This is a genomic window from Halosegnis longus (assembly GCF_009663395.1).
Classification (GTDB): domain Archaea; phylum Halobacteriota; class Halobacteria; order Halobacteriales; family Haloarculaceae; genus Halosegnis; species Halosegnis longus.
In genome coordinates this window covers 2,032,700-2,052,101 of sequence record NZ_QKNW01000001.1, presented here as the reverse complement: position 1 = coordinate 2,052,101, position 19,402 = coordinate 2,032,700, and the positions used below count along the sequence as shown (strand labels likewise).

Annotated in this window: 24 protein-coding genes and 1 other RNA gene; 12 read left to right on the top strand and 13 right to left on the bottom strand. The window is 67.2% G+C overall.

The genetic code is table 11. The features are described from left to right. Positions 1–67 precede the first annotated feature (67 nt). The 5 genes from DM818_RS11100 to DM818_RS11080 all read right to left on the bottom strand — a co-directional run bounded on the left by DM818_RS11100 (position 68) and on the right by DM818_RS11080 (position 3,548). Positions 68–751 (bottom strand): competence/damage-inducible protein A, encoded by a 684-nt coding sequence (locus DM818_RS11100; protein ID WP_075936666.1) that lies wholly within the window; start codon positions 749–751, stop codon positions 68–70. Between the two features lie 38 nt (positions 752–789). Further along, positions 790–1,641: a DUF5803 family protein gene (locus DM818_RS11095; protein WP_075936667.1), complete on the bottom strand. Its 852-nt coding sequence runs from the start codon at positions 1,639–1,641 to the stop codon at positions 790–792. Beyond that, positions 1,638–2,315 carry a DUF2110 family protein gene (locus tag DM818_RS11090; RefSeq protein WP_075936668.1) on the bottom strand — a complete coding sequence of 226 codons (678 nt, stop codon included), beginning with the start codon at positions 2,313–2,315 and terminating at the stop codon, positions 1,638–1,640. Before DM818_RS11090 ends, DM818_RS11095 begins: the two co-directional genes overlap by 4 nt. Beyond that, positions 2,315–2,851 (bottom strand): transcription factor, encoded by a 537-nt coding sequence (locus DM818_RS11085; RefSeq protein ID WP_075936669.1) that lies wholly within the window; start codon positions 2,849–2,851, stop codon positions 2,315–2,317. Before DM818_RS11085 ends, DM818_RS11090 begins: the two co-directional genes overlap by 1 nt. 160 nt (positions 2,852–3,011) lie before the next feature. Next, positions 3,012–3,548 (bottom strand): tRNA (cytidine(56)-2'-O)-methyltransferase, encoded by a 537-nt coding sequence (locus DM818_RS11080; RefSeq protein WP_075936670.1) that lies wholly within the window; start codon positions 3,546–3,548, stop codon positions 3,012–3,014. 70 nt (positions 3,549–3,618) lie between these two features. Here DM818_RS11080 and DM818_RS11075 point away from each other — a divergent pair, with 70 nt between their 5' ends. The 3 genes from DM818_RS11075 to DM818_RS11065 are packed head-to-tail and all read left to right on the top strand — an operon-like array spanning position 3,619 to position 5,780. Beyond that, on the top strand, positions 3,619–4,542 hold the full coding sequence (locus DM818_RS11075; RefSeq protein WP_123124190.1) for an NAD-dependent epimerase/dehydratase family protein: 924 nt from the start codon (positions 3,619–3,621) through the stop codon (positions 4,540–4,542). A 40-nt stretch (positions 4,543–4,582) separates the two neighbouring features. Next, entirely contained in the window at positions 4,583–5,305 is a 723-nt protein-coding gene (locus tag DM818_RS11070; RefSeq protein WP_123124191.1) for a DUF2797 domain-containing protein, read from the top strand. Positions 5,306–5,351: 46 nt separating this feature from the next. Further along, positions 5,352–5,780, top strand: coding sequence for a hypothetical protein (locus tag DM818_RS11065; protein WP_075936673.1), 429 nt, complete (start codon positions 5,352–5,354; stop codon positions 5,778–5,780). Here DM818_RS11065 and DM818_RS11060 read toward each other — a convergent pair whose 3' ends face one another. Further along, positions 5,781–6,893: a glycosyltransferase gene (locus DM818_RS11060; RefSeq protein WP_123124192.1), complete on the bottom strand. Its 1,113-nt coding sequence runs from the start codon at positions 6,891–6,893 to the stop codon at positions 5,781–5,783. Beyond that, the gene (locus DM818_RS11055) at positions 6,890–7,903 is read right to left on the bottom strand and encodes a glycosyltransferase family 4 protein (protein WP_123124613.1); all 1,014 of its coding nucleotides are present in this window, start codon (positions 7,901–7,903) and stop codon (positions 6,890–6,892) included. The genes DM818_RS11060 and DM818_RS11055 overlap by 4 nt, the downstream gene beginning before the upstream one ends. A gap of 86 nt (positions 7,904–7,989) precedes the next feature. On the opposite strand from DM818_RS11055, the gene DM818_RS11050 reads away from it, so the two are divergent. The 4 genes from DM818_RS11050 (at position 7,990) to ffs (ending at position 9,835) form a co-directional block, all read left to right on the top strand. Continuing rightward, positions 7,990–8,268 (top strand): ribonuclease P protein component 4, encoded by a 279-nt coding sequence (locus DM818_RS11050; RefSeq protein WP_123124614.1) that lies wholly within the window; start codon positions 7,990–7,992, stop codon positions 8,266–8,268. 44 nt (positions 8,269–8,312) lie between these two features. Further along, entirely contained in the window at positions 8,313–8,555 is a 243-nt protein-coding gene (locus DM818_RS11045) for a YhbY family RNA-binding protein (protein ID WP_123124193.1), read from the top strand. Next, positions 8,555–9,481, top strand: a complete 927-nt coding sequence (locus DM818_RS11040; RefSeq protein ID WP_075936676.1) for a mechanosensitive ion channel family protein — start codon at positions 8,555–8,557, stop codon at positions 9,479–9,481. Before DM818_RS11045 ends, DM818_RS11040 begins: the two co-directional genes overlap by 1 nt. Before the next feature lie 40 nt (positions 9,482–9,521). Beyond that, an RNA gene (ffs, locus tag DM818_RS11035) (signal recognition particle sRNA) lies at positions 9,522–9,835 on the top strand. A gap of 25 nt (positions 9,836–9,860) precedes the next feature. Here the strand turns inward: ffs and DM818_RS11030 are convergent. Beyond that, positions 9,861–10,295: a DUF7548 family protein gene (locus DM818_RS11030; protein ID WP_075936677.1), complete on the bottom strand. Its 435-nt coding sequence runs from the start codon at positions 10,293–10,295 to the stop codon at positions 9,861–9,863. A gap of 82 nt (positions 10,296–10,377) precedes the next feature. Between DM818_RS11030 and DM818_RS11025 the strand changes: the two genes are divergently transcribed. Then, positions 10,378–10,719 carry a DUF5798 family protein gene (locus tag DM818_RS11025; protein ID WP_075936678.1) on the top strand — a complete coding sequence of 114 codons (342 nt, stop codon included), beginning with the start codon at positions 10,378–10,380 and terminating at the stop codon, positions 10,717–10,719. 42 nt (positions 10,720–10,761) lie between these two features. Then, positions 10,762–11,673 (top strand): alpha/beta fold hydrolase, encoded by a 912-nt coding sequence (locus DM818_RS11020; protein ID WP_075936679.1) that lies wholly within the window; start codon positions 10,762–10,764, stop codon positions 11,671–11,673. Here DM818_RS11020 and DM818_RS11015 read toward each other — a convergent pair. From DM818_RS11015 to DM818_RS11000, 4 genes are read right to left on the bottom strand one after another with little or no spacing between them, the layout of a single operon-like run. Continuing rightward, positions 11,670–12,248 (bottom strand): NUDIX hydrolase, encoded by a 579-nt coding sequence (locus DM818_RS11015; RefSeq protein ID WP_123124194.1) that lies wholly within the window; start codon positions 12,246–12,248, stop codon positions 11,670–11,672. The genes DM818_RS11020 and DM818_RS11015 overlap by 4 nt on opposite strands. Before the next feature lie 52 nt (positions 12,249–12,300). After that, positions 12,301–13,071: an ABC transporter permease gene (locus DM818_RS11010; RefSeq protein WP_075936681.1), complete on the bottom strand. Its 771-nt coding sequence runs from the start codon at positions 13,069–13,071 to the stop codon at positions 12,301–12,303. Beyond that, entirely contained in the window at positions 13,068–14,021 is a 954-nt protein-coding gene (locus tag DM818_RS11005) for an ATP-binding cassette domain-containing protein (RefSeq protein WP_123124195.1), read from the bottom strand. Before DM818_RS11005 ends, DM818_RS11010 begins: the two co-directional genes overlap by 4 nt. A 38-nt stretch (positions 14,022–14,059) precedes the next feature. Further along, a complete protein-coding gene (locus DM818_RS11000; protein ID WP_075936683.1) occupies positions 14,060–14,473 on the bottom strand; it encodes an Lrp/AsnC family transcriptional regulator in 414 nt (137 codons plus the stop codon). A gap of 101 nt (positions 14,474–14,574) precedes the next feature. Here DM818_RS11000 and carA point away from each other — a divergent pair, with 101 nt between their 5' ends. Then, positions 14,575–15,633, top strand: a complete 1,059-nt coding sequence (gene carA, locus DM818_RS10995) for a glutamine-hydrolyzing carbamoyl-phosphate synthase small subunit (RefSeq protein WP_123124196.1) — start codon at positions 14,575–14,577, stop codon at positions 15,631–15,633. Between the two features lies 1 nt (position 15,634). Here carA and DM818_RS10990 read toward each other — a convergent pair whose 3' ends face one another. Beyond that, positions 15,635–16,660, bottom strand: a complete 1,026-nt coding sequence (locus tag DM818_RS10990) for a helix-turn-helix transcriptional regulator (protein ID WP_123124197.1) — start codon at positions 16,658–16,660, stop codon at positions 15,635–15,637. A 194-nt stretch (positions 16,661–16,854) separates the two neighbouring features. Here DM818_RS10990 and DM818_RS10985 point away from each other — a divergent pair, with 194 nt between their 5' ends. Both DM818_RS10985 and DM818_RS10980 read left to right on the top strand, forming a co-directional pair. Next, a complete protein-coding gene (locus DM818_RS10985; protein WP_075936686.1) occupies positions 16,855–18,699 on the top strand; it encodes a hypothetical protein in 1,845 nt (614 codons plus the stop codon). After that, entirely contained in the window at positions 18,696–19,394 is a 699-nt protein-coding gene (locus tag DM818_RS10980) for a DUF7345 domain-containing protein (protein ID WP_075936687.1), read from the top strand. Before DM818_RS10985 ends, DM818_RS10980 begins: the two co-directional genes overlap by 4 nt. Positions 19,395–19,402: the final 8 nt, after the last annotated feature.

Genomic DNA, 19,402 nt, shown 5'->3' with positions numbered 1-19,402 from the left:
GACGTGGCTGGCTGGATTGTCGCACTCGGCGGACTCGCGCTCGTCGGCGGCTGGTACTACAAGCTCGTTAACTGACGACCGCGTTCGCTTCTAACCACGCGGCGGCCTCCCGAACGACCGACTCGTCTTCGTGTTCGATTTTCACCCGGACCATCTCGCCGGGGTACGAGCCCACCTTCACCCCGAACTGCTCGCGTAGCTGTGTGAACCGCTCGATGAGTGCGCTTTCGGGTTCGTCTATCGTGACGTGTTCGACGTGGCGTATCGTACCGGCGAACCGGTCTGCCACGGACGCGAACATCGCCTTCATCTCACCGGGAACGCCGGGGAAGACGTAGACGTTCTCTACGACACATCCCGGCGCGACGCCCGCTTCGTTGTGAAGCGGATCACTCCCCGCAGGGAGGTCGGCGGTGCCAGTCGCGAGGTCGCCGCGGCTGTAGCCGTCTGCTTCGAGCCACTCCAGCGCCTGCTCGTTCGTCTGGAGTTCACGGCCGAAGGCGGCGGCGACACCGTCCATCGTCACGTCGTCGTGTGTCGGCCCGAGTCCGCCGGTGACGACGACCGCGTCGTAGCGGTCGCTGTACTCGGCGACGAGTTCAGCAATCGTCTCCGTGCGGTCGGGGACGGTGGTGATTCGCTCGACGGTGACACCCCGACTCGTCAGTTGCTCGGCGAGCCACGTCGCGTTCGTGTCGACGGTGTCGCCGGCGAGCAGTTCGTCGCCGACCGTTAGAATCCCAGCGCGCATGGCCGCGTTTCGACAGCCGACGGCTTCAGTCTTCGCCGCTATCCCATCCCCGGCGGGGGTCGGTTCCGGTCGTCGTCCTCGATGTCGATGTCGAGGCCGACCTCCTCGCGCTTCTTCTGGGTCGCACGCAGTTGGCGGTAGTAGTAGAGCGCGCCGCCGAGTCCGATGACCGTCGCACCGACCGCGAGCCCACCGAACAGGAGCAGGTCACGCTGGAGGTAGTAGCGCACGACGAGCGTCGGCGCGTCAACGTCTTCCCACGCGAGCAGGAGTCGGTCGTTCGCCATCGTTCGGTCGCTGGTTCCGGGCCGAACCTGCGAGAGCAGCGGCACGCCGACGCGGGCGCTCTCGGGGAGCCGCATCTGATAGCTTCCCTCGACGTAGCCGGGCAGCGAGACCTGCTTACCATCCTTGGGGAGAGTGACGCCCAACTGTCCGCTCTCGTTGGTCGGCAGGTGGACGATGGTTCGGTCGTTCGTGCGCTCGACGGACAAGACGGGAAGCTGTGCCGTCGTTCCGTTCGTGTAGGTGACGACCGAACGGGCCTCGCCGTCGACGCTCTCGAAGGCGACCTGCGTCCCGTTCGCGTACTGGAACTGGACGGCCGTGAGCCGCTGTGGCTGCTCGGTCGCGAGCGTTCCGCGACCGTAGAACCGGAACGTCGGGTCCGAGTCGTCGAGCCCGTCCGTGCGGTTCTCGATGTCGAAGACGGCGGTCACGTTCCGCTTGTTCACGTCGAGATTCGCATCGACGTCAGCGTCCCAGTCGTAGGTCTCGTTCGCGGTCAGGTCGCCGGGGTCCGGTTCGCCGGGACCGAGGAAGCTCGTACACCCGGCGGTGAGCGCGAGGAGGCCGAGACCGAGGAGTCCGAGTGCGAGCCGTCGGTTCATGGAATGATACAGAGCATCTCCGCGGGGAGATGCGGACCGATGTCCGACAACAGTCCCGGCGGGTCCGTCGCCGGTCGGCAAACGATACTCTGTTCGAGCAGGCCGAGCCGCTCGACCGTGATGATGTCCTCGGCGTGCCCGGACCGATTAACGGTCGCACGCACCTCCGCGCGCGTCGCGGAGTTCACGTTGACGCGGCCGTTGTCGGCGCGCGTCCAGTCGTAGAGTCGGTCGCGTTCCGCGTCGGCGAGCCGCGCCGGCTCACCCTCCTCGCCCTCGACGAATCGCAGCGGCACGTGCTGGACGAGCCCGTAACGGGTCCGAATCTGCGAGGGCGTGCCGGCCCCGAGACCGAGTTCGTCCGTCGGGATACGAACCGGCTCGCCGGCGTCGAGAACGAACCCGTCCTCGTCCCACGAGTCGAGCGTCCCGACGTACGTCTCGCCGGCGTCGCGGTGTGGTGTAATCGCTCCCCACCCCTCGGTGAGGACGTTGCGCGCGACGGGAGCGTCGTCGCCGGTGAGCGTCACCGACGGGAAGTCGTCGTCGCGCAGGCCGGTGGTCCACTCCACGTCGAGGTCGCCGAGGTCGTTGGCCACCAGCGAGTCGAGCGAGTCGAGCGCGCGGTCGCCGGCGTCGCCGCCCACGTAGAGCTTCGTCGCGAGAACGACCATCAGGCGTCCGCCTCTTGCTCCGGGTGGCGGTGGAGTTCATCGCGCAGCGAGTCGATGCGTTCGTCCATGGCGTCCACGAGCCGCGCGTTGCTCATGTCGACCAGCTGTTCGCCGCAGTTGGGACACTCGAAGCCGTACTCCATCGCCTCGCCGAACTCGAAGCGAATCGAGTCCTGCTCACAGAGGTAAAACTCGTTTTCGAGTTCGTACTCGCGTCGCTCGACGAGCGCGTCGAGCAGTCGGTGCATCTCCTCTTCGAGCTGTTCGGGGATGTTCTCGTACTCGAAGGTCCACAGATAGGTGAGCCACCCCGAATCCTCGTCGCGGAGCCGTCGGTAGCTCGCGAGGTCGTTCTCATAGAGGATGAACAGCGCGCGCCGCACCGCGTTCAGCTCCAGGTTCAACTCCTCGGCCAACTCCTCGTCGGTCACTTCCCCCTCGGGCGGTGCCGCCGCGACCGGCATACCCGTCGGACCGACGAGCTCGTGGAGATACTTTTGGATGACTGGATTCTCCAGAAGGTCATCGTACGCCATTACCTAAAACAGGGTGAGGAAGTTGTTTAAAGCCTCCGGGAGCCCCCCGCGTTTATCACCGATAGCGGCACACCGACCCCGTGCGCTGTGGCCGGCCCCGGCCGACTCAGGTGACCGCGTGACACACCGGTCGGGGGTCTGCGGGTGTCACCTGTTTGCCCTACTCGTCCGGTTCGACGACCTTCTTGCCGGTCTCCTTCGGCACGACGACCCGGTCTGCATCCTCCCACGACTGTGCCAGCTCCGCGCCGTCGAACACCCTGTCGAGGAACACGGCCAGCCCCGCAATCTCGGAGTGGGGCTGGTTCGTCACGGCCACGTTGTAGTCGGCGCGATCGTACACCTCGAAGGGGACCTTTTCGCCCCCGACGACGACCAACAGCGGCTCGGCCGCGACCGCCTCGCGTAGCTCCGTCTCCACGTCCTGCACCGGGAGTCCGTACATCGTCAGGTGGGCGACCGTCCCCTCCCAGTTGCGGACGAGCGCCTTCGTCTCGCCGCTGAGTTCGACCTCGAAGGGGCCGCCGAAGCGGTCGGTGATGTCTCGGACCGTCTCGGCCGACCCGGTGGCGTTGTCGGGAAAGACGACGCGGTCAGCACCGAGTGCCCGCGCCGTCAGCCCCACGTGTGTCGTCATGCGGTCGTCCCGTCCCGGCCGGTGGCTGAGCCGGCAGACGACGACCTCGGAGTCGTTCATACCCGTACTCGCGAGCGGCGGGGCTTCCTGCTTTCGGAACGTCTACGGGAGCGCGCTCGCGACGTGGGATATGGACCTCCACGACAAGCGAATCGTCATCACGGGCGGCGCGGGCTTCGTCGGCTCCCATCTCACTGACCGACTCGTCGCTGACAACGAAGTCGTCGTCGCCGACGACTTCCGCAACAGCCAGCGCGACTGGGTGCACGGGGACGCCACCGTCGTTGAGGGTGACCTCACGGACGGCGAGACCGTCACCGAGGCGATTACGCCCGAGACGGACATCGTCTTTCACTTCGCGGCCGACAAGAACGCGGCGCGCGACGACATCGAGCAGTACCGCGTCAACAACGAACTCACCGAGACGGTCGTCGAGCGGATGCACGCGGTCGGCGTCGAGAACATCGCCTTTACCTCCTCGTCGGTCGTCTACGGCGAAGCCCCGCGCCCGACGCCGGAGGATTTCGCGCCGCTGGAACCCATCTCGATTTACGGTGCCTCGAAGCTCGGCGAGGAGGGACTGCTCTCGGTGTTCGCACACAGCCACGGCTTCACGGTGTGGAACTTCCGGTTCGCCAACATCGTCGGGCCGCGGCTCCAACTCGGCTCTGTCATCCCCGACTTCATCCAGAAGCTGGAGGAGTCGCCCGACGAACTCGAAATCCTCGGCGACGGGCGACAGGAGAAGTCGTATCTCCACATCGACGACTGCGTCGACGCGATGTGTCACGTCGTCGAACACGCCGACGCGCCGGTCAACACCTACAACCTCGGCACGCGCACGACGACGAGCGTGACGACCATCGCCGACATCGTCGCCGACGAGATGGGACTCGACCCCGAGTACACGTTCACCGGCGGGGAGCGCGGCTGGACCGGCGACGTGCCGCGGATGCGTCTCTCCATCGAGAAGCTCTCGGCGCTCGGCTGGGAGCCCGACGAGTCGAGCGACGACGCCGTCCGGCGGTGCGTGCAGGAACTGCTCGCCGAGTAGCGACCGGCAGACACTTGCGCGTCTCGCCGAACGGAGACGCATGCAGGTCGTCGGATACCGCCCCGTCCCGGAGCCGGCCCTCTTGCTCGCAGACGGCGGGCCGGTCGAACGGCTGGCGCTCACGACCGGGCGGAAACTCGCGTACGGTCTCGGCGAGCGCCACTGCGCCGGGATGATACAGAACGACCACCACATCCCGTGTCGGGAGTCCCGAACCCCCTACTGTCGACGACACGAATCGCAGTTCGACGAGTCGACGCTGCGCGACCGCACCGGCGACCACGCCGTCTATCTCGCCGCCTTCGCGCCCGACGTGTTCAAAGTCGGGATTACCCGTCACGACCGGCTGGAGACGCGCCTTCGCGAGCAAGGTGCAGACCGCGGCGCGCACCTCCAGACGGTGCCCGACGGCGACACGGCCCGCGACGTGGAGGAACGCCTCGGTCGCGACCTGACACAGCGGGTTCGCACTCGCCGGAAGCTCGCGAGTCTCGGCCGGTCGGTCGACACGGCGGCGTGGGACGGACTGCTCGACGAGTACGACCCGCTCGCGACGTTCCGATTCGACTACGGGCTCGACCTCGCAGCTCAGCCGGTCCACGAGACGCTGGCGTCCGGGACGGTCCGCGGCGTGCAGGGCCGGATTCTCGTGCTCGACCGCGACGGCACGACGTACGCTGTCGACATGCGCGACCTCGTCGGCCACGAACTCACCGACGGCGACGAGCGACCGCGCCAGTCGTCGCTCGGCTCGTTCGAGTAGCCGCGCATCCAGCATCCTTATCCGGGGCGCGAAGCAAGGCGGTGGTATGTCCGACGACGAACAGCCCGAGGAGTCCGGCGAGGGAGACGAGGAGAAATCGTTCCGCGAGCGCGTCGAGGAGATACGCCAACAGCGCGCCGACGAGCGCGAGGAAGGCGACGACGACCGCTCGCGAGAGGAGCGGCTCGAGGAGATGATGGGCGGTGACGGACCCGGCGGTATGGGGGGTAATCCGTTCGCTCAGATGATGGGCGGCATGATGGGCGGCGGCCCGGGCGGTGCGATGGGCGGTGGCGGCGGTCCCGGCGGCATGGGCGGCATGGGTGGCGGCCCCGGCGGCGCACCCGGCGCTGGCGGAGAGAGCGGCGGCTCCTCGAAGGCAGACGAGGAACTCGTCCGCGAGGTCCGGAAGGTCCGCGACGAACTCCACGACATCCGGCGCGAACTGGAGCGCATCGGCGAGGCGCTGGAGTAGCTACCGAACCGAGTCGTACACGTCAGCGAGCGCATCGACGGCCGCACCGACGCCGACGTTTTCACGCCGCGCGAGACACGCCTCCCGTAGCGTCTCGCTCGCGGCGAGTGCACGCTCCGTCGCCTGCCGGAACCCGTCGGTGTCGCCGCGTTCGAAGTGATACCCCGTCTCGCCGCCGACAATCGTCTCGGCGAGCGCGCCGGCATCGACGCCGACGACCGGCGTGCCACAGGCGTTCGCCTCCAGCGCGACGAGTCCCTGCGTCTCGACCGGACTCGGGAAGACGAACACGTCGAGTGAGGCGTAAAACGCGGGCAGTTCATCGCGGTCGAGGAAGCCGAGAAATCGCACGTCGGCGTCGATATCCTCCGCCCGGCGCTGGAGCGATTCGCGGGCGGGTCCGTCGCCGCCGAAGACGACCGTCGCGTCGATGTCGGGCGCGATATCCAAGATTGCGTCGAGTTCCTTCTCGTAGCCGTGGCGACCTGTGTAGCCGACCAGCGGCCCGTCGGGAAGTCCGTGGCGAGTGCGAAACGCGGCTCGCTCGTCGGCCCCGACCGGGCGGAACCGCTCGGTGTCGATGCCGTTCGGGACGACCGTAATGGGGGTGTCGACCCCGAGGTCACGGAGGTGGTCGCGGGTGGGTTCCGACGGGACCGTGACGGCGTCGGCCCGGTCGAGGTATCGGCGCTCGTAACCCGACGCAATGGAGGCGAGCGACTCCGAAAGCACGCCTGCGGGCAGATACTCGACGTACTCGCTCGTCGGCGTGTGGTAGGAGGCGACGAGTGGAACGTCGTGTTTGCGGGCGTACCGGTAGCCCGCGATGCCGAGCGAGAACGGCGTGTGCGTGTGGACGATGTCGATATCGTAGAGTCCGCGGGGCGTGCGGGGGGTGCTGACGTAGAGTCCATCGTAGAACGGAAACGAGAGGCTCTCGACTGGGTGTTCGCGAGCCGTCGGCTCGTAGTCGCTGGCGGGGTAGACGACGTGCATCCGGCCCCCTCGGCGCTCCCAGCGGTCGCGCCACGACTCGATAGTGTACGTCGCGCCGTTGACCGTCGGCAGGTAGGTGTCGGTGAACGCCGCGACGGCCGGGAGGTCGCCAGTCATCCGTCAACGAGGTCGCGGTACAGTGCGACGAGCTGGTCACCGACGGTGTCGAGGGTGAACCGCTCCGTTTCCGTCCGAGCCTTCTGTCCGATGCGGTCGCGTTCGTCGGGGTCGTCGACGAGCGCTCGAAGCGCGGTCCCGAAGCCGTCGACAGAATCTGCCTTGAGACACGTCTGTCCGTCGTCGAGCCAGTCGTAGGTGTCGATGTCACGGATGACGGGTGGGACGCCGGTGGACATCGCCTCCAGCAGCGCCATCCCCTCGTTCTCGTTGTGGGTCGGGAAGTAGAATATATCGCCCGCGGCGAACGCGCCGGCGATGTCCTCCACGTAGCCGGTGAACGTGCAGTTGTCCGGGGCGCTCTCGACGAGCCGCTTGGACTCGCTCGACTGGAGGAACTGCCCGAAGAAGCCACCGGTCGGATTCAGATAGCCGAACCAGACGAAGTCGATGTCGGGCATGGCGCGGGCCGTCTCGACGAACGTCTCCAGCCCCTTGCGTTCGAGGACGTGCGCGACGTTGAACACGACCGGCGGGTCGAGGTCGTAGCGGTCGAGGTACGCGGCGCGGAGGTCGGGGTCGTCGTAGCCGTCGAGTTTGTTCGGATCGAAGCCGTTGGAGATGACGCGTTTCGGGACGCCGGTGTAGCGGTCGACGACCGCACGGTTGTGCTCGGAGGGGCAGACGAGCACGTCCGCCAGCCCGTAGGCGTACTCCAGATACGGCCCCATCGGCTTCGCCAACAGGTTCGAGAAAGCGAAGCTGTTCTCGAAGTCGGCGGCCGTCTGGTGGGTGTGGACGACGACCGGCGTCCCCGCCTGTCGCGCCCGGCGCGCGTGGTACACCGACCGCGGTCCCATGTTGTTGAGATGGAGGATGTCGGCCGACACGTCCGGAGACGTGGTGTAGGCGATGCCGTGGTCGTCGAGGATCCGTCGCTGGTTCGCCACCGACTGGGCCTGTCCGCCGGTGATGGCCCGCTCCCACTCGAAGTAGTGGCTGACGCGCATCGCCATTTGTCGAAACTGTCCCGGGCGTCGGCTTGAAACTGCCGGAACACCGGAACCGACAAGCCGCGGGCGTCCGTTCGCCCGGTATGTCGACGCTCGCGGCCGACCGTATCGACCGGCTCGGCGACCTCGCCCGCGCGGCCGCTCGCGAGGGTGAGACGGAGCGTGCTCGATCGTACGTCCGCCGCGCCCGCCGCGTCGCCGAGCGCCACCGGCTCGATTTGCCGACGCGGCTGAAACGGTTCTCCTGTGACGACTGCGACCGGTATCTGATTCCCGGGCGCAACGCACGGGTTCGGACCCGTAACGGCCACATTACGATTACGTGTGACTGTGGCTCACACGCCCGCTACCCCTATCGGTAGCCGTGGGCGGCAACTTTCAAAGCATCCCGCGTTGAAGTCGTGGTATGTCGAAGGACCTGCAAGCGCGCGCACACGACGTGGAGACGACAGTCCGCGTCGGCAAAGGCGGCATCGAGTCCGTCGCCGACGAACTCGCCTCCCAGCTACAGGAGCGTGACCTAGTGAAGGTGAAGTTCCTCCGGTCTGCCCGAGGCGGAACGACCACGGAGGAGTTGGCCGAGGAGTTGGCCGACGCCGTCGACGCCGAACTCGTCGAGACGCGTGGACACACCGGGGTGTTCCACTGATGTTCCTGCTCCAGCAGACGACGCCGGACCCCACCGAGGCTCCCGCCGCGGTGGCGAACTTCCTCACCGAACTCGGCGTCCCCGCCTCCATCGCGAATCCGCTGGGCGCGGTGGTCATCTTCTTCGTCGTCTTCATCGCGGTGTATCTGCTCGGTCGGCTCCTGGTTCGGCCGTTTACCGACCGCCTGCTCAACCGGCGTGACCTCGACGCCCACGCGAAGCGACCCATCAAGAAGCTCGTGGGCGGCGTGGTCGTCTTCATCGCCATCGCGGTCGCGTTCGGGCTGGCCGGCTTCGGCAACTTCCTCCAGTCGCTCGCCACCATCGCGGCGGCCGCGACACTCGCTATCGGGTTCGCGATGCAGGACGTGCTCGCGAACTTCGTCGCCGGGCTGTTCATCTACACGGACAAGCCGTTCCGCATCGGCGACTGGATCGAGTGGGACGGCAACCGCGGCATCGTCGAGGACATCTCCCTGCGCGTCACGCGCGTCCGCACGTTCGACAACGAACTGCTGACGGTTCCCAACAGCCAGCTCACCGACGGGGTGATCAAGAACCCCGTCGCGAAGGACAAGCTCCGGCTCAAGTTCGTCTTCGGAATCGACTACGAGGACGACATCGACAAGGCGACCGAAATCATCATCGACGAGGCGGAGAAACATCCGGAGATTCTGGACGACCCCGAGCCGTCCGTCCGGCTCACCGAACTGGCCGACTCGTACGTCGGACTCCAGTCGCGCATCTGGATTTCCCAGCCGTCGCGCGCCGACTTCGTTCGGACGCGCGGCGAGTACGTGACGAAGGTGAAACAGGCGTTCGACGACGCCGGCATCTCCATCCCGTACCCACAGCGCGTGGTGTCGGGCCGCGGCAAGGCCGCCGACGCGCTGGCGACCCGGCAGCTGGTCGAGAGCGACGACTGACGCTGAACGAAAGGCCCTTATGGGCCACTGTGCTTCTTTCGAGTGGACTAGGTCGGGCGGTTAGGCCCCGCTCGTCACCTGCAGTATGGTCTTCAGCAGGGACCGAAGCCCGGTCGCGTCTGGCCCGCCCAGTGTGGGCCCCGGGAGCCAACGTAGAAACCTCGTCCCACGAGGGCAGCGGTTCGCGTTCCAGCCTCTGCAGGGAGGCATGTGGCGCGATTGACCGCAGGTAATCCGTCAGGCACGGAAGTGAGCAGCGGGCCTGCGGACAGCTGTCGCCCGTGGGGTCGCGGGGTGGAGGAGGCAACCGGGATTCCCCATGCTGGAACGGCCAGGCAATGCCGGGGTCCACCCATTCATTCCGTCATCGACTGCCGAGTCACAACAGCCCGAGTTCTCGCGCGAACCAGCCGCCACACACAGCGACGCCCGTCGTCGCCAGGAACACCAGATAGCGGTGGTACTCTAAGAATGTCGCGCCGGCCCCGCGCACGCTGCCGAGCGAGCCGACGAGCGAGGCGGGATTCGGGATGGTGAGCGTCCACACGAGGGCGACGAGCGTGGCGAAGCCGCCGAAGACGATCGCGACGCCGGCCGCGGTCGCGGGGTCGGTGCGCCCCTCACGGCCGGCGGCGAAGACGACGACGGAGACCAACGCGAACAGCCCGGCGACGAGCGGCGTCACCGCCCCGGCGTTGTAGTACGTGCCGACCGCGGAGGCCTCGGGGATGAGGAGATACGGCGCGGCGAGCAGTCCGAGCACGACCAGCGCGGCACCGATACCCACCGTGGGTGGCGTGCGAAGAGAGACCATGGGCGAACTCGGACCGGCCGACAGTTAACCGTGCCGAGAGTCGAAGGGAAACAGTCACCACCCTCGCCACACACGGGAGAGTATGGTTGGACTCGGAAACGCGGCAAAGAAGATACAACAGCTCTCTGACCTCGCCGAGAAGCTCTACGTCCGGATGAACGAGGTGCGCGAGAAGGTCGACGCGACACAGGAGCAGGTGGACGACACCCACCAGCGTGTCGTCCGACTCGAACGCAAGGTGGACGAACAGCGCGCACTCATCGAGGCAGTCGCCGCCGAGCACGACATCGACGTGGAACAGGTCGCGGCGACGGCAGCAATCGAGGAGGCGGAAAGCGACGACGACAACGAGCCGACGGACGGCGAGTCGGCGAGTGACGCGGCGAGCGACGGGTCGACGGACGACACGGCAAACAGCGAGTAGGGCGACAGCGGTACTTTTCGGCATCGCGCCCCAACTGCGGGTATGCGACCCAGAACGCTTGCGCTTGGCGCAGCCGGCGCTGTCGGCGGACTCCTGCTCGGAAACCGAACGCTGCGTGCCGACGAGTTCGAGCCGCCGCTGGGCCACGAACAGGCCACGTTCCGCTGGCGCGGCTTCGATATCGCCTACACCGAACTCGGCGACCCCGACGACCAGGACCTCGTCCTGTTGCACGGGCTGAACGCCGCCGGCTCCTCCCACGAGTTCGTCCACGTCGTCGAGACGCTCGCCGAGGAGTACCACGTCATCGCGCCGGACCTCCCCGGGTTCGGCGGCTCCGAGCGGCCGCCGCTGCTCTACTCGGGGTCGCTGTACACCGCCTTCGTCACCGACTTCCTGCGCGAGCAGAGCGACGAGCCGGTCGTGGTCGGCTCCTCGCTCACGGCCGCCTACGCGACCCGCGCCGCGAGTGAGGTTCCGGTCGCGGAGCTGGTGTTAGTCTGTCCGACGCCGACGACGATTCCCGGGGAACACCCGTTCGTCCGGTCGCTGTTTCGCTCGCCCGTGCTCGGGGAGGGGCTGTACAATCTGCTCACCTCGAAGCCGTCCATCCGGTGGTTCCTCGCCGACCACGGCTTCTCCGAGACCGACGCCGTCACCGACGACTGGGTCGAGTACGACTGGCAGACTGCCCACCAGCCGAACGCCCGGTTCGCGCCGGCGTCGTTCATCGCCGGCTTCCTCGATATCGATGCGGACCTCGGAGTGGAGTTGGGCGAGCTTGACGTACCCGTCACCATCATCTGGGGAAGCGAGGCAGAGATGCCCGAACCGGAGGTCGGGCGGGCGATGGCCGACACTGCCGGGGCGTCGTTCACGAGCATCGACGGGACGGACCTCCTCCCGCACGCAGAACAGCCGACCGCGTTTCTCGACGCGTTCGAACGGCGTTAGAAGTCGCGCCGCATCGCAATCTCGAACCACGGACACAGCCGGAGCTGGCGGTACCAGCGCGGGTGCTCGTGGAGTCGCTCGTACGGGACCCACATCGTGCCGGCGATCTCTTCGGGGTCGGGGTCGAGCGTCCGGTCGTCGAGCGTACATTTGAGGACGGCACACACCTCCCATTCGAGCCCCTCTTCGAGGTAGTAGCGCTTGTACTCGAACTTGTCCGTCACGCGGAGGTCGTCGTACTGGTCGGGGGTGACGCCGAGTTCCTCTTCGAGCCGCTGGCGGGTGGCCTCCTTCTGCGTCTGGCCCTGGACCGGGTGGGAGGCGACGGTGCCGTCCCAGTGTGTGTCCCAGAGCCGCTTGTCCGGCGCGCGCTGGCCCAGCAGGACGTGGCCGTCGCTGTCGAAGACGAGACAGGTGAACGCGCGGTGGCGAATTCCGTCGCCGGTGTGGGCGTCGAGTCGGTTGACGAGTCGCTCCTCGTTGTCGTCGGCGTCGACCGCGATGACGTCCTGGCCGGCGTTCTCGTGGGCGGCGTCTTCGTTGACCGCGCCGGTCGGGTCGGAGTCCGTACTCATACGCGTGGGGACGGCAACAGCGGTTAATTACCCTTCGACTGGCCGTCGGCGTTCAGACGGACTCGACGCGACCGAACAGCCACGCGCCGACGGCGACCATCACGGCGGCCGACACGCCGAGCGCGAGTACATCGAGCGCGAGCGGATACGTCGAGGTCCCGACCAGTGCACCCCGGAGCGCGTCGACGCCGTAGGTGAGGGGATTCACGCGGCCGAGATACTGGGCCACCGCGGGCAGTTCACTCAGCGGGAACAGCGCTCCCGAGAGGAAGAAAATGGGGAAGACGATGAACTGGATGAGCAGGCCAAACCCCTGCGTGTCCGAGAACTGCGAGGCGAGCGCGACGCCGAAGCCGACGAACGTCACCGCGAGCAGCAGCAGGACGAGAGCGACGACGGGCAAGAGAAGCGGGTTCGCCACCCGAAAGCCGAGTGGGATGGCGATGAGGAAGACGAGCGACCCCTGAATCAGCGCGGTCGTCGCGCCGCCGGCAATCCAGCCGAGGACGATGGAGGTGCGGCTCACCGGCGCGACCAGAATCTCCTTCAGGAAGCCCGTGTCCTGTGCGCCGAGGATGGCGAGTCCGGCGAAGGAGGCACCGAACAGCATGGTGAAGCCGACGATGCCGGGAACGAGATACTGGAGATACTCGACGCCCGCCGGTATTCCGGGGAGAGTCGCGTCGCTGAATCCCGTCCCGAGAAAGACGAGAAACATCAGCGGGAAGACGAGGGTCCCAGCCACCTGCGAGGGCGTCCGGACGAACCGCTTCACGTCGCGCAGCCAGAGCGCGTACACGGCCTGTGGGTCGAGGAGGCTCACTGGTCCCCCTCGGCGGCCTCGGCAATCGTGCTCCCGGTCAACGCGAGGAACACCGTCTCCAAACTCGGCCGGTGGACCTCTATCGCCGTGATGGCGACGCCCGTCTCGTCCGCCAGCCGCACCGCGTCGGGGACGCGCGTCCGGTCGTCCGCGAGCGCGACCTGTACTCCGGCGTCGGTGGCGGTGACGGACTCGACCCACGACGTCTCTTCCAGTCGCGCTGTGAGCGCCGCCACGTCGCCCTCCAGCCCGAGTTCGAGCATGTCGCCACCCTGCTGTGTCTTCAGCGTCGCAGGGGTGTCGAGCGCGATGATGTTGCCGTCGTCGACGATGGCGACCCGGTCACAGAGGTGGTCGGCCTCTTCCATGTAGTGGGTCGTCAACACGACGGTGACGCCGCGCTCCTCGTTCATGCGCTCGATGTAGCGCCACGTCGCGCGTCTGGTCTGTGCATCGAGCCCGAGCGTCGGCTCATCGAGAAAGAGCACCTCCGGTTCGTGAATCAGCCCGCGGGCGATTTCGAGGCGGCGTTTCATCCCGCCGGAGTACTCGCCGACGGGGTCGTCGGCCACGTCCGCGAGTTCGACGAGCTCGAGCAGGTCGGTGATTCGCTCGCTGCGCTCGCTGCGCGACAGCCCGTACATCCGGGCGTGGAAGGCGAGGTTCTCGGCGGCGGTGAGCTCCTCGTCCAGCGCCGGCTCCTGGAACACGACGCCGATGCTGTCACGGACGGCGTCGCGCTCGCTGCGAATATCGAAGCCGTTGACCGTCGCGTCGCCGTCGGTCGGCGTCGCGAGGGTGCACAACATCCCGATGAGTGTCGACTTGCCGGCCCCGTTCGGCCCCAGCATGCCGAACACCTCCCCCGACTCCACGGTGACGGAGAGGTCGTCGACGGCCACGGTCTCGCCGTACCGTTTCGTCAACCCCGCCGTCCGTATCGCGCTCATGGCTGACTGAACGTTCAGGACGCGATTAACGGTGTCGGTCAGCCGAGCCGTTCGTTGAGGATGAGCCGCGTCTTGGTCGAGACCACGTCGTCGAGTTCCCGCGCCTTGGTGATGAGTTGGTTCAGGGCGCTGGTGTCGGTCGCGTCGACCACGAGAACGATGTCTTCGTCGCCGGACACCTGCCAGACGTAGTCGACGGCGTCCCAGTCGGCCATCGACTCCGAGACGGCGCGGGTGTCCACGTCGACGGCGACCCCGACCTCGACCATCGCCTTCACGTTCCCCGTGCGGGTGGCGACGGTGAACCGCTCGATAGCGCCCTCCTCCAACATTCGTTCCACGCGGTTGCGGACGGTCCCCTCGGAGGTGCCGACCCGCTCTGCAATCTCGGTGTAGGGGGTGCGTGCGTCTCGCCGCAGGATGTTCAGTATCGACCGGTCGAGGTCATCCATTGAGATGTGAGAGTTCGACCGGCAACACTTGACGGTTGCGAATTTCGTAGCTTGGCTTCGAACCGAACGATTAACAACGGCGCGAGAGTACGAGTCTCGTAATGGAAACGGCATACGTCGCGCTGGAGGGTGGCCGTGTGGTGGAGGCCCGCAGTCGCGCACCGGGGACCACCCGCGGAGAACTCGTCTTCACGACCGCATACACCGGCTACGAGGAGTCGCTGACCGACCCCTCCTACGAGGAGCAGGTGCTCACCTTCTCGTACCCGCTCATCGGGAACTACGGCGTCCGCGAGGAGCGGTTCGAGTCCGACCGCGTCCACCCGCGTGCGGTGGTCGCGCGCGAACTCACCGACGACGTGGCCGAGTGGCTCACCGAGGAGGACGTCCCGGCTATCGACCACCTCGACACCCGCGACCTCGTCACCGGCATCCGCGAGGAGGGCGCGATGAAGTGCGGTATCGCCGCTGGTCCCGACGCCACCGAGGAAGCCGCCCGCGCGGAGCTCTCGGAGTGTAAAGGGATGAGCGAACACACCGACATCGGCCAGCAGGTCTCCGTCGCGGAGCGACACACGCACAACCCGAACGGCGACGGTCCACACGTCGCGCTCGTGGACTGTGGCGCGAAAGGCTCCATCACCTCGTCGCTCGTCGAGCGCGGCGCCGTCGTCGACATCCTCCCGTACGATGCGACGGCCGCCGACGTGGAACATCTCGATCCTGACATCCTGTTCATCTCGAACGGACCGGGCGACCCGGAGAACTTCACCGCCGCCCACGCGCTCGTCGAGGAGTTCGTCGGCGAGGTGCCGCTCGCGGGCATCTGTCTGGGCCAGCAGGTCATCGCCGGCGCGCTCGACGGCGAGACCGAGAAGATGGACTTCGGTCACCGCGGCGTCAATCAGCCGGTGCGCGACCTCCGTTCGGGCCGCGTCGTCATGACGACGCAGAACCACGGCTACACCGTCTCCGAACCCGGCCGGCTCGAAGTCACGCAGGTGAACGTCAACGACGACACCCCCGAGGGGCTGGAGAGCGACGACCTCGACGTGATTACGCGCCAGTACCACCCCGAGGCGAACCCCGGGCCGAACGACTCGCTCGACTTCTTCGACGACGTGCTCGCGCTCGCCGAGGACGCCGAGCTGACGGCGTAATCTACTCTTCGGGCAGCGAGACGACGTTCTCGCGCCCGATACGCAACTTCTCTACCCGGTCTTCGTCGGATAGCTGTGAGACCACGCGAGAGGTCTTCGAGGCCGACCACCCGAACGCCTCCGCGATGTCGCCCTGTTTCAGCCGGCCGTCGTTGTCTGCGAGCAACTGCTCGACGCGCTCACCGTCCGTGAGCGTCGGGTCCGACGCGGCCGCCGCTGCTCCTGACGCTTGGTCCGGCCCGCCATTCAGTGCCGGCTCCGAGTTCTGTTGCTCGGCTCCCGACGGCTCGCCCCCAGCCGTCTCGTCTCTCCCGTAGTACAGATACGCGCCGACGCCGAGTGCTGCGACAGCGAAGGCGAATAGTCCTGCAAGCGCCGTAAGTGGCAGTCCGTCACCGGTGTCGGCCGGTGCTGTCGTCCCTCCGGGGACGGGGTCGAATCGGAGTGCCGGGCGGCTGTCGGCAAAGTCGCGTTGCCCGCGCCACCGGACCGTCCCGTCGTCGCGGCTGTCGGGGGTCGGCTCGACGCTCGCGAGCGTGTACTCCGGCGGCGTCGTGACGACGAGCGTGTCGTTCTCGCCGATGAAGAAGCCGCCCGCGAACACGTCACCGGCGGCGAGGCTCTCCCCGTCAGTCGCTGCAAACTGCGTCCACGTGAACGAGTAGGTGACGACGCCCCACCGGCGGGGCAGTTGGCGGATGTCGGTCGCGGCCGTGACGTTTTGCGCGCGCATCTCCCGGCCTGTCGCGTTCGCACCCGACGCGACGACGCCCTCGATGCGGGTGCGGAACGGCGAGACGTACTCGGAGGTGTTCTCCCTGAACCGCGACTGGAACTCCTCGTACGCCCGGCGCTCTTCGTCGGTTTCGAGCCGCGTCCGGACGGTGACCGTCCACTCGGCGTCGCCGTCCGCTTGGACCGCGATGCGCGTGACGGTGTTGTCGGCATCGGGCGTCTGCTGGACGCCCCCGACGACAATGGTGCTGGCCACGAGCAGGAGCGTCGCCACGACGACCAGCCGTCTCATGGGCGAGATACTAACGTCCGGGATAAATATCTTGAGACGCACGCAGGGAAACAACGCCTCGTTGATAGGTTAGCAAAATCGACAGCAGGCGACGGGGTACAACCGTCTGCAAGCGTCTGCAAAGGTCCGAAATCGACCGCAAATCGCCGCCAGCGTCGACCCGGTTGATATGGGTAGCGCTACTCGGGGGAGATATGGTTCGCAAACTGACCGCGATACTGCTCGCGACACTCGCACTCACCGCGGGTGCCGTGGGCGGCGTTGGGGCAGTGACCCCGTCGGAGGCATCGACCACAGACCAACTGACCGAACTGCAACAGGACGACAACAGCAGCGTCAACGTCACGACCGGCCAGCAGCTCTCGACGGTGCTGGCGGTGACGAGCGACGACGTACAGAGCGAGGTCGAAGAGACCGAGTTCGAGGTAGAGTACGATAACGCGAGCGAGGAAGCGCGTGCACAGGCACTCGCGAACCGAGCAGCCGCGCTCGAAGAGCGTGCAAACCGCATCGCTGAGGCGTACGAGACAGCCACCGAGGCCTACGAGGAGGGCGAGCTGACGAAATCCGAGTACGCACAGCGCATCGCGACGCTGAACTCTCGGGCGTCGAACGTGCTCGCCTCCTACGAGGCGCTGTCGGAGCGTTCGAACGCCTTCTCGGGGCTCGAACTCCGCGCGGCGGGATTCAATCAGTCCGCGCTCAACGGCGCGGTCGATGACCTCGACGGCGTCAGCGGCGCGGGCGCGTCGGCGCTGCTCCAGCAGTTCACCGGCGAGAGCGAGGGCGAGGTCGAAATCGAATCGGCGAACGGACTCTCCATCGAGGTGGAAAGCGAGGACGGCGAGCAGTCGCGCGAGCTGAATCGGCCGGGCGACGAGTCCGCGAACCTGACCGTCAATCAGAGCGCGGCACTCGACACCGCACGCGACGCGCTGCCGCCGGTCGACCAGCAGTGGCGGCTCGTGAACAGCCGCATCGACAGCGAGGACGGCACCTACGAGTTCCGCTTCCACGTGAACACGAACACGACCGTCGGACAGGCCAGCGTGACCGTCGACGGCTCCGCGGGCACGGTCGTTGAGCTGGAATCCAACACGCGGCAGAAAGGTCCGGGCAACGCCAACGAGGCGAGCGAGGAGAACCCCGGACGCGGCCCGCCCGAGGAAGCCGGCGAGCGCGGTGACGACGACGAGAGCGAGGACGACGAGGAGGAGGAACGCGAGCTCGCGCTCGTCGTCACCGAGGGCGACATCGCACCGAACAGCACCATCACCGTCCGCGCGCTGGCAGACGGCGAGCCGGCGTCGAACGTGACGGTGACGCTCAACGGCGAATCGGTCGGTACGACCGACGCGGACGGCACCGTGTCGGTGACGCTCCCCGAGCGCGGCGAGGTCGAACTCGAAGCCGGCGAGGGTGAACTCGAGTTCGAGCTCGGCGAGGACGACGACGAGGTGTACCGGAACCTGACCGCGGACGCGACGCTCGACGGCGACACGGTCACCGCGACGGTCCAGTACGAGGGCAGCGGCGTGGCCGGCGCGTCCGTCTACGCGAACGACGAACAGGTCGGCACGACCGACGCGAACGGCACCGTCTCCTTTGCCGTGCCGAACGGCACGGAGTCGCTCGAAGTCGAAATCGTGAAAGGCGAGTTCGAGGCGGAGTTCGAGTACGAACTCACCGACGGGACCCTCTCGATGACGGAGGGGCCACACGCTGGTGACAACGGCGACCGCGGCCGCAGCGACGAGGCGCCCGGTCACAGCGACGATGATGCAGACGACGAGGACGAGGAGGACGACCGCGGCGAGGGCGAGAATAATCGAAGCGACCGCGCCCCCGAGCGTGACGAGGACGGCGAAAACGGACCGCCGGACCACGCGAACGCGGGCGATGACGACGAGGACGAAGAAGAGACCGAAGACGAGGACGAAGATGACGAAGAGGATGAAGAGGACGACGACGAGGACGAGGAGGACGACGAGACGGAAGCCGACGAGGAAACCGAAACAGCGACCCAGACGGAACAGTGAGCCGTGACACCACAGTCGGAACCGCGCTGCGGCGAGCCGGTCTCGCCGTGTTGGTCGTCGCGGTCGTCGCGAGCGGCGCAGGCACCGCGGCGGCCGACTCCCATCCCGGTGAGGCGTTCGTCGTCGACCTCGCGGCCGACGGCGACGCCGAGGTGACGCTGCGAGTAACGTTCGATTTGACGACGAACAGCGAGCGCGAGGCGTTCGAGACGCTGCAGGCGAACCAGACGGAGGTCAACGAGATGCGCGACTCGTTCGCGAGTCGACTCGCCGGCGTCGCGTCGTCGGCCAGCGAGGAGACGGGACGGCAGATGGAGATAACGGACGCGGCCGCGACCGTGCGGACGGAGTCTGACACCGGCGTGGTCGAACTCTCCGCGACGTGGACGAATCTCGCGGCGGTCGACGGCGAGCAGTTGACGCTCGCGGAGCCGTTCGCCAGCGACTACAGTCCGGACCGGGAGTTCGTCGTGACAGCACCCGACGGCTACCGGCTCTCGGCGATGCCGACGCCCGACGCTGACGTGGCCGGGACGCTCCGCTGGAGCGCGAACACGTCGCTCGACGGGCTCGAAGTGACGGCGAGTCCGGGCGGTCCGGACGGAACGACCGCAGCCGGCCAACCCGGCTTCACCGCCGTCGGCGCGGTTGCCGGGCTACTCGGCGTCGGCCTGCTCGCGCGGCGCGCGAGCTAACATCGGCC

Bases quoted from the DNA above. Each gene is read 5' to 3' on its own strand.
- DM818_RS11065 (WP_075936673.1), top strand. From the start codon at position 5,352: ATGTCCGACGACGAACAGCCCGAGGAGTCCGGCGAGGGAGACGAGGAG.
- DM818_RS11005 (WP_123124195.1), bottom strand. From the start codon at position 14,021: ATGAGCGCGATACGGACGGCGGGGTTGACGAAACGGTACGGCGAGACC.
- DM818_RS11015 (WP_123124194.1), bottom strand. From the start codon at position 12,248: ATGAGTACGGACTCCGACCCGACCGGCGCGGTCAACGAAGACGCCGCC.
- DM818_RS11085 (WP_075936669.1), bottom strand. From the start codon at position 2,851: ATGGCGTACGATGACCTTCTGGAGAATCCAGTCATCCAAAAGTATCTC.
- DM818_RS11075 (WP_123124190.1), top strand. From the start codon at position 3,619: ATGGACCTCCACGACAAGCGAATCGTCATCACGGGCGGCGCGGGCTTC.
- DM818_RS11080 (WP_075936670.1), bottom strand. From the start codon at position 3,548: ATGAACGACTCCGAGGTCGTCGTCTGCCGGCTCAGCCACCGGCCGGGA.
- carA (WP_123124196.1), top strand. From the start codon at position 14,575: ATGGAAACGGCATACGTCGCGCTGGAGGGTGGCCGTGTGGTGGAGGCC.
- DM818_RS11095 (WP_075936667.1), bottom strand. From the start codon at position 1,641: ATGAACCGACGGCTCGCACTCGGACTCCTCGGTCTCGGCCTCCTCGCG.
- DM818_RS11090 (WP_075936668.1), bottom strand. From the start codon at position 2,315: ATGGTCGTTCTCGCGACGAAGCTCTACGTGGGCGGCGACGCCGGCGAC.
- DM818_RS11045 (WP_123124193.1), top strand. From the start codon at position 8,313: ATGTCGAAGGACCTGCAAGCGCGCGCACACGACGTGGAGACGACAGTC.
- DM818_RS11000 (WP_075936683.1), bottom strand. From the start codon at position 14,473: ATGGATGACCTCGACCGGTCGATACTGAACATCCTGCGGCGAGACGCA.
- DM818_RS11055 (WP_123124613.1), bottom strand. From the start codon at position 7,903: ATGCGCGTCAGCCACTACTTCGAGTGGGAGCGGGCCATCACCGGCGGA.
- DM818_RS11025 (WP_075936678.1), top strand. From the start codon at position 10,378: ATGGTTGGACTCGGAAACGCGGCAAAGAAGATACAACAGCTCTCTGAC.
- DM818_RS11050 (WP_123124614.1), top strand. From the start codon at position 7,990: ATGTCGACGCTCGCGGCCGACCGTATCGACCGGCTCGGCGACCTCGCC.
- DM818_RS11070 (WP_123124191.1), top strand. From the start codon at position 4,583: ATGCAGGTCGTCGGATACCGCCCCGTCCCGGAGCCGGCCCTCTTGCTC.
- DM818_RS10990 (WP_123124197.1), bottom strand. From the start codon at position 16,660: ATGAGACGGCTGGTCGTCGTGGCGACGCTCCTGCTCGTGGCCAGCACC.
- DM818_RS11100 (WP_075936666.1), bottom strand. From the start codon at position 751: ATGCGCGCTGGGATTCTAACGGTCGGCGACGAACTGCTCGCCGGCGAC.
- DM818_RS11030 (WP_075936677.1), bottom strand. From the start codon at position 10,295: ATGGTCTCTCTTCGCACGCCACCCACGGTGGGTATCGGTGCCGCGCTG.
- DM818_RS11020 (WP_075936679.1), top strand. From the start codon at position 10,762: ATGCGACCCAGAACGCTTGCGCTTGGCGCAGCCGGCGCTGTCGGCGGA.
- DM818_RS10985 (WP_075936686.1), top strand. From the start codon at position 16,855: ATGGTTCGCAAACTGACCGCGATACTGCTCGCGACACTCGCACTCACC.
- DM818_RS11060 (WP_123124192.1), bottom strand. From the start codon at position 6,893: ATGACTGGCGACCTCCCGGCCGTCGCGGCGTTCACCGACACCTACCTG.
- DM818_RS11040 (WP_075936676.1), top strand. From the start codon at position 8,555: ATGTTCCTGCTCCAGCAGACGACGCCGGACCCCACCGAGGCTCCCGCC.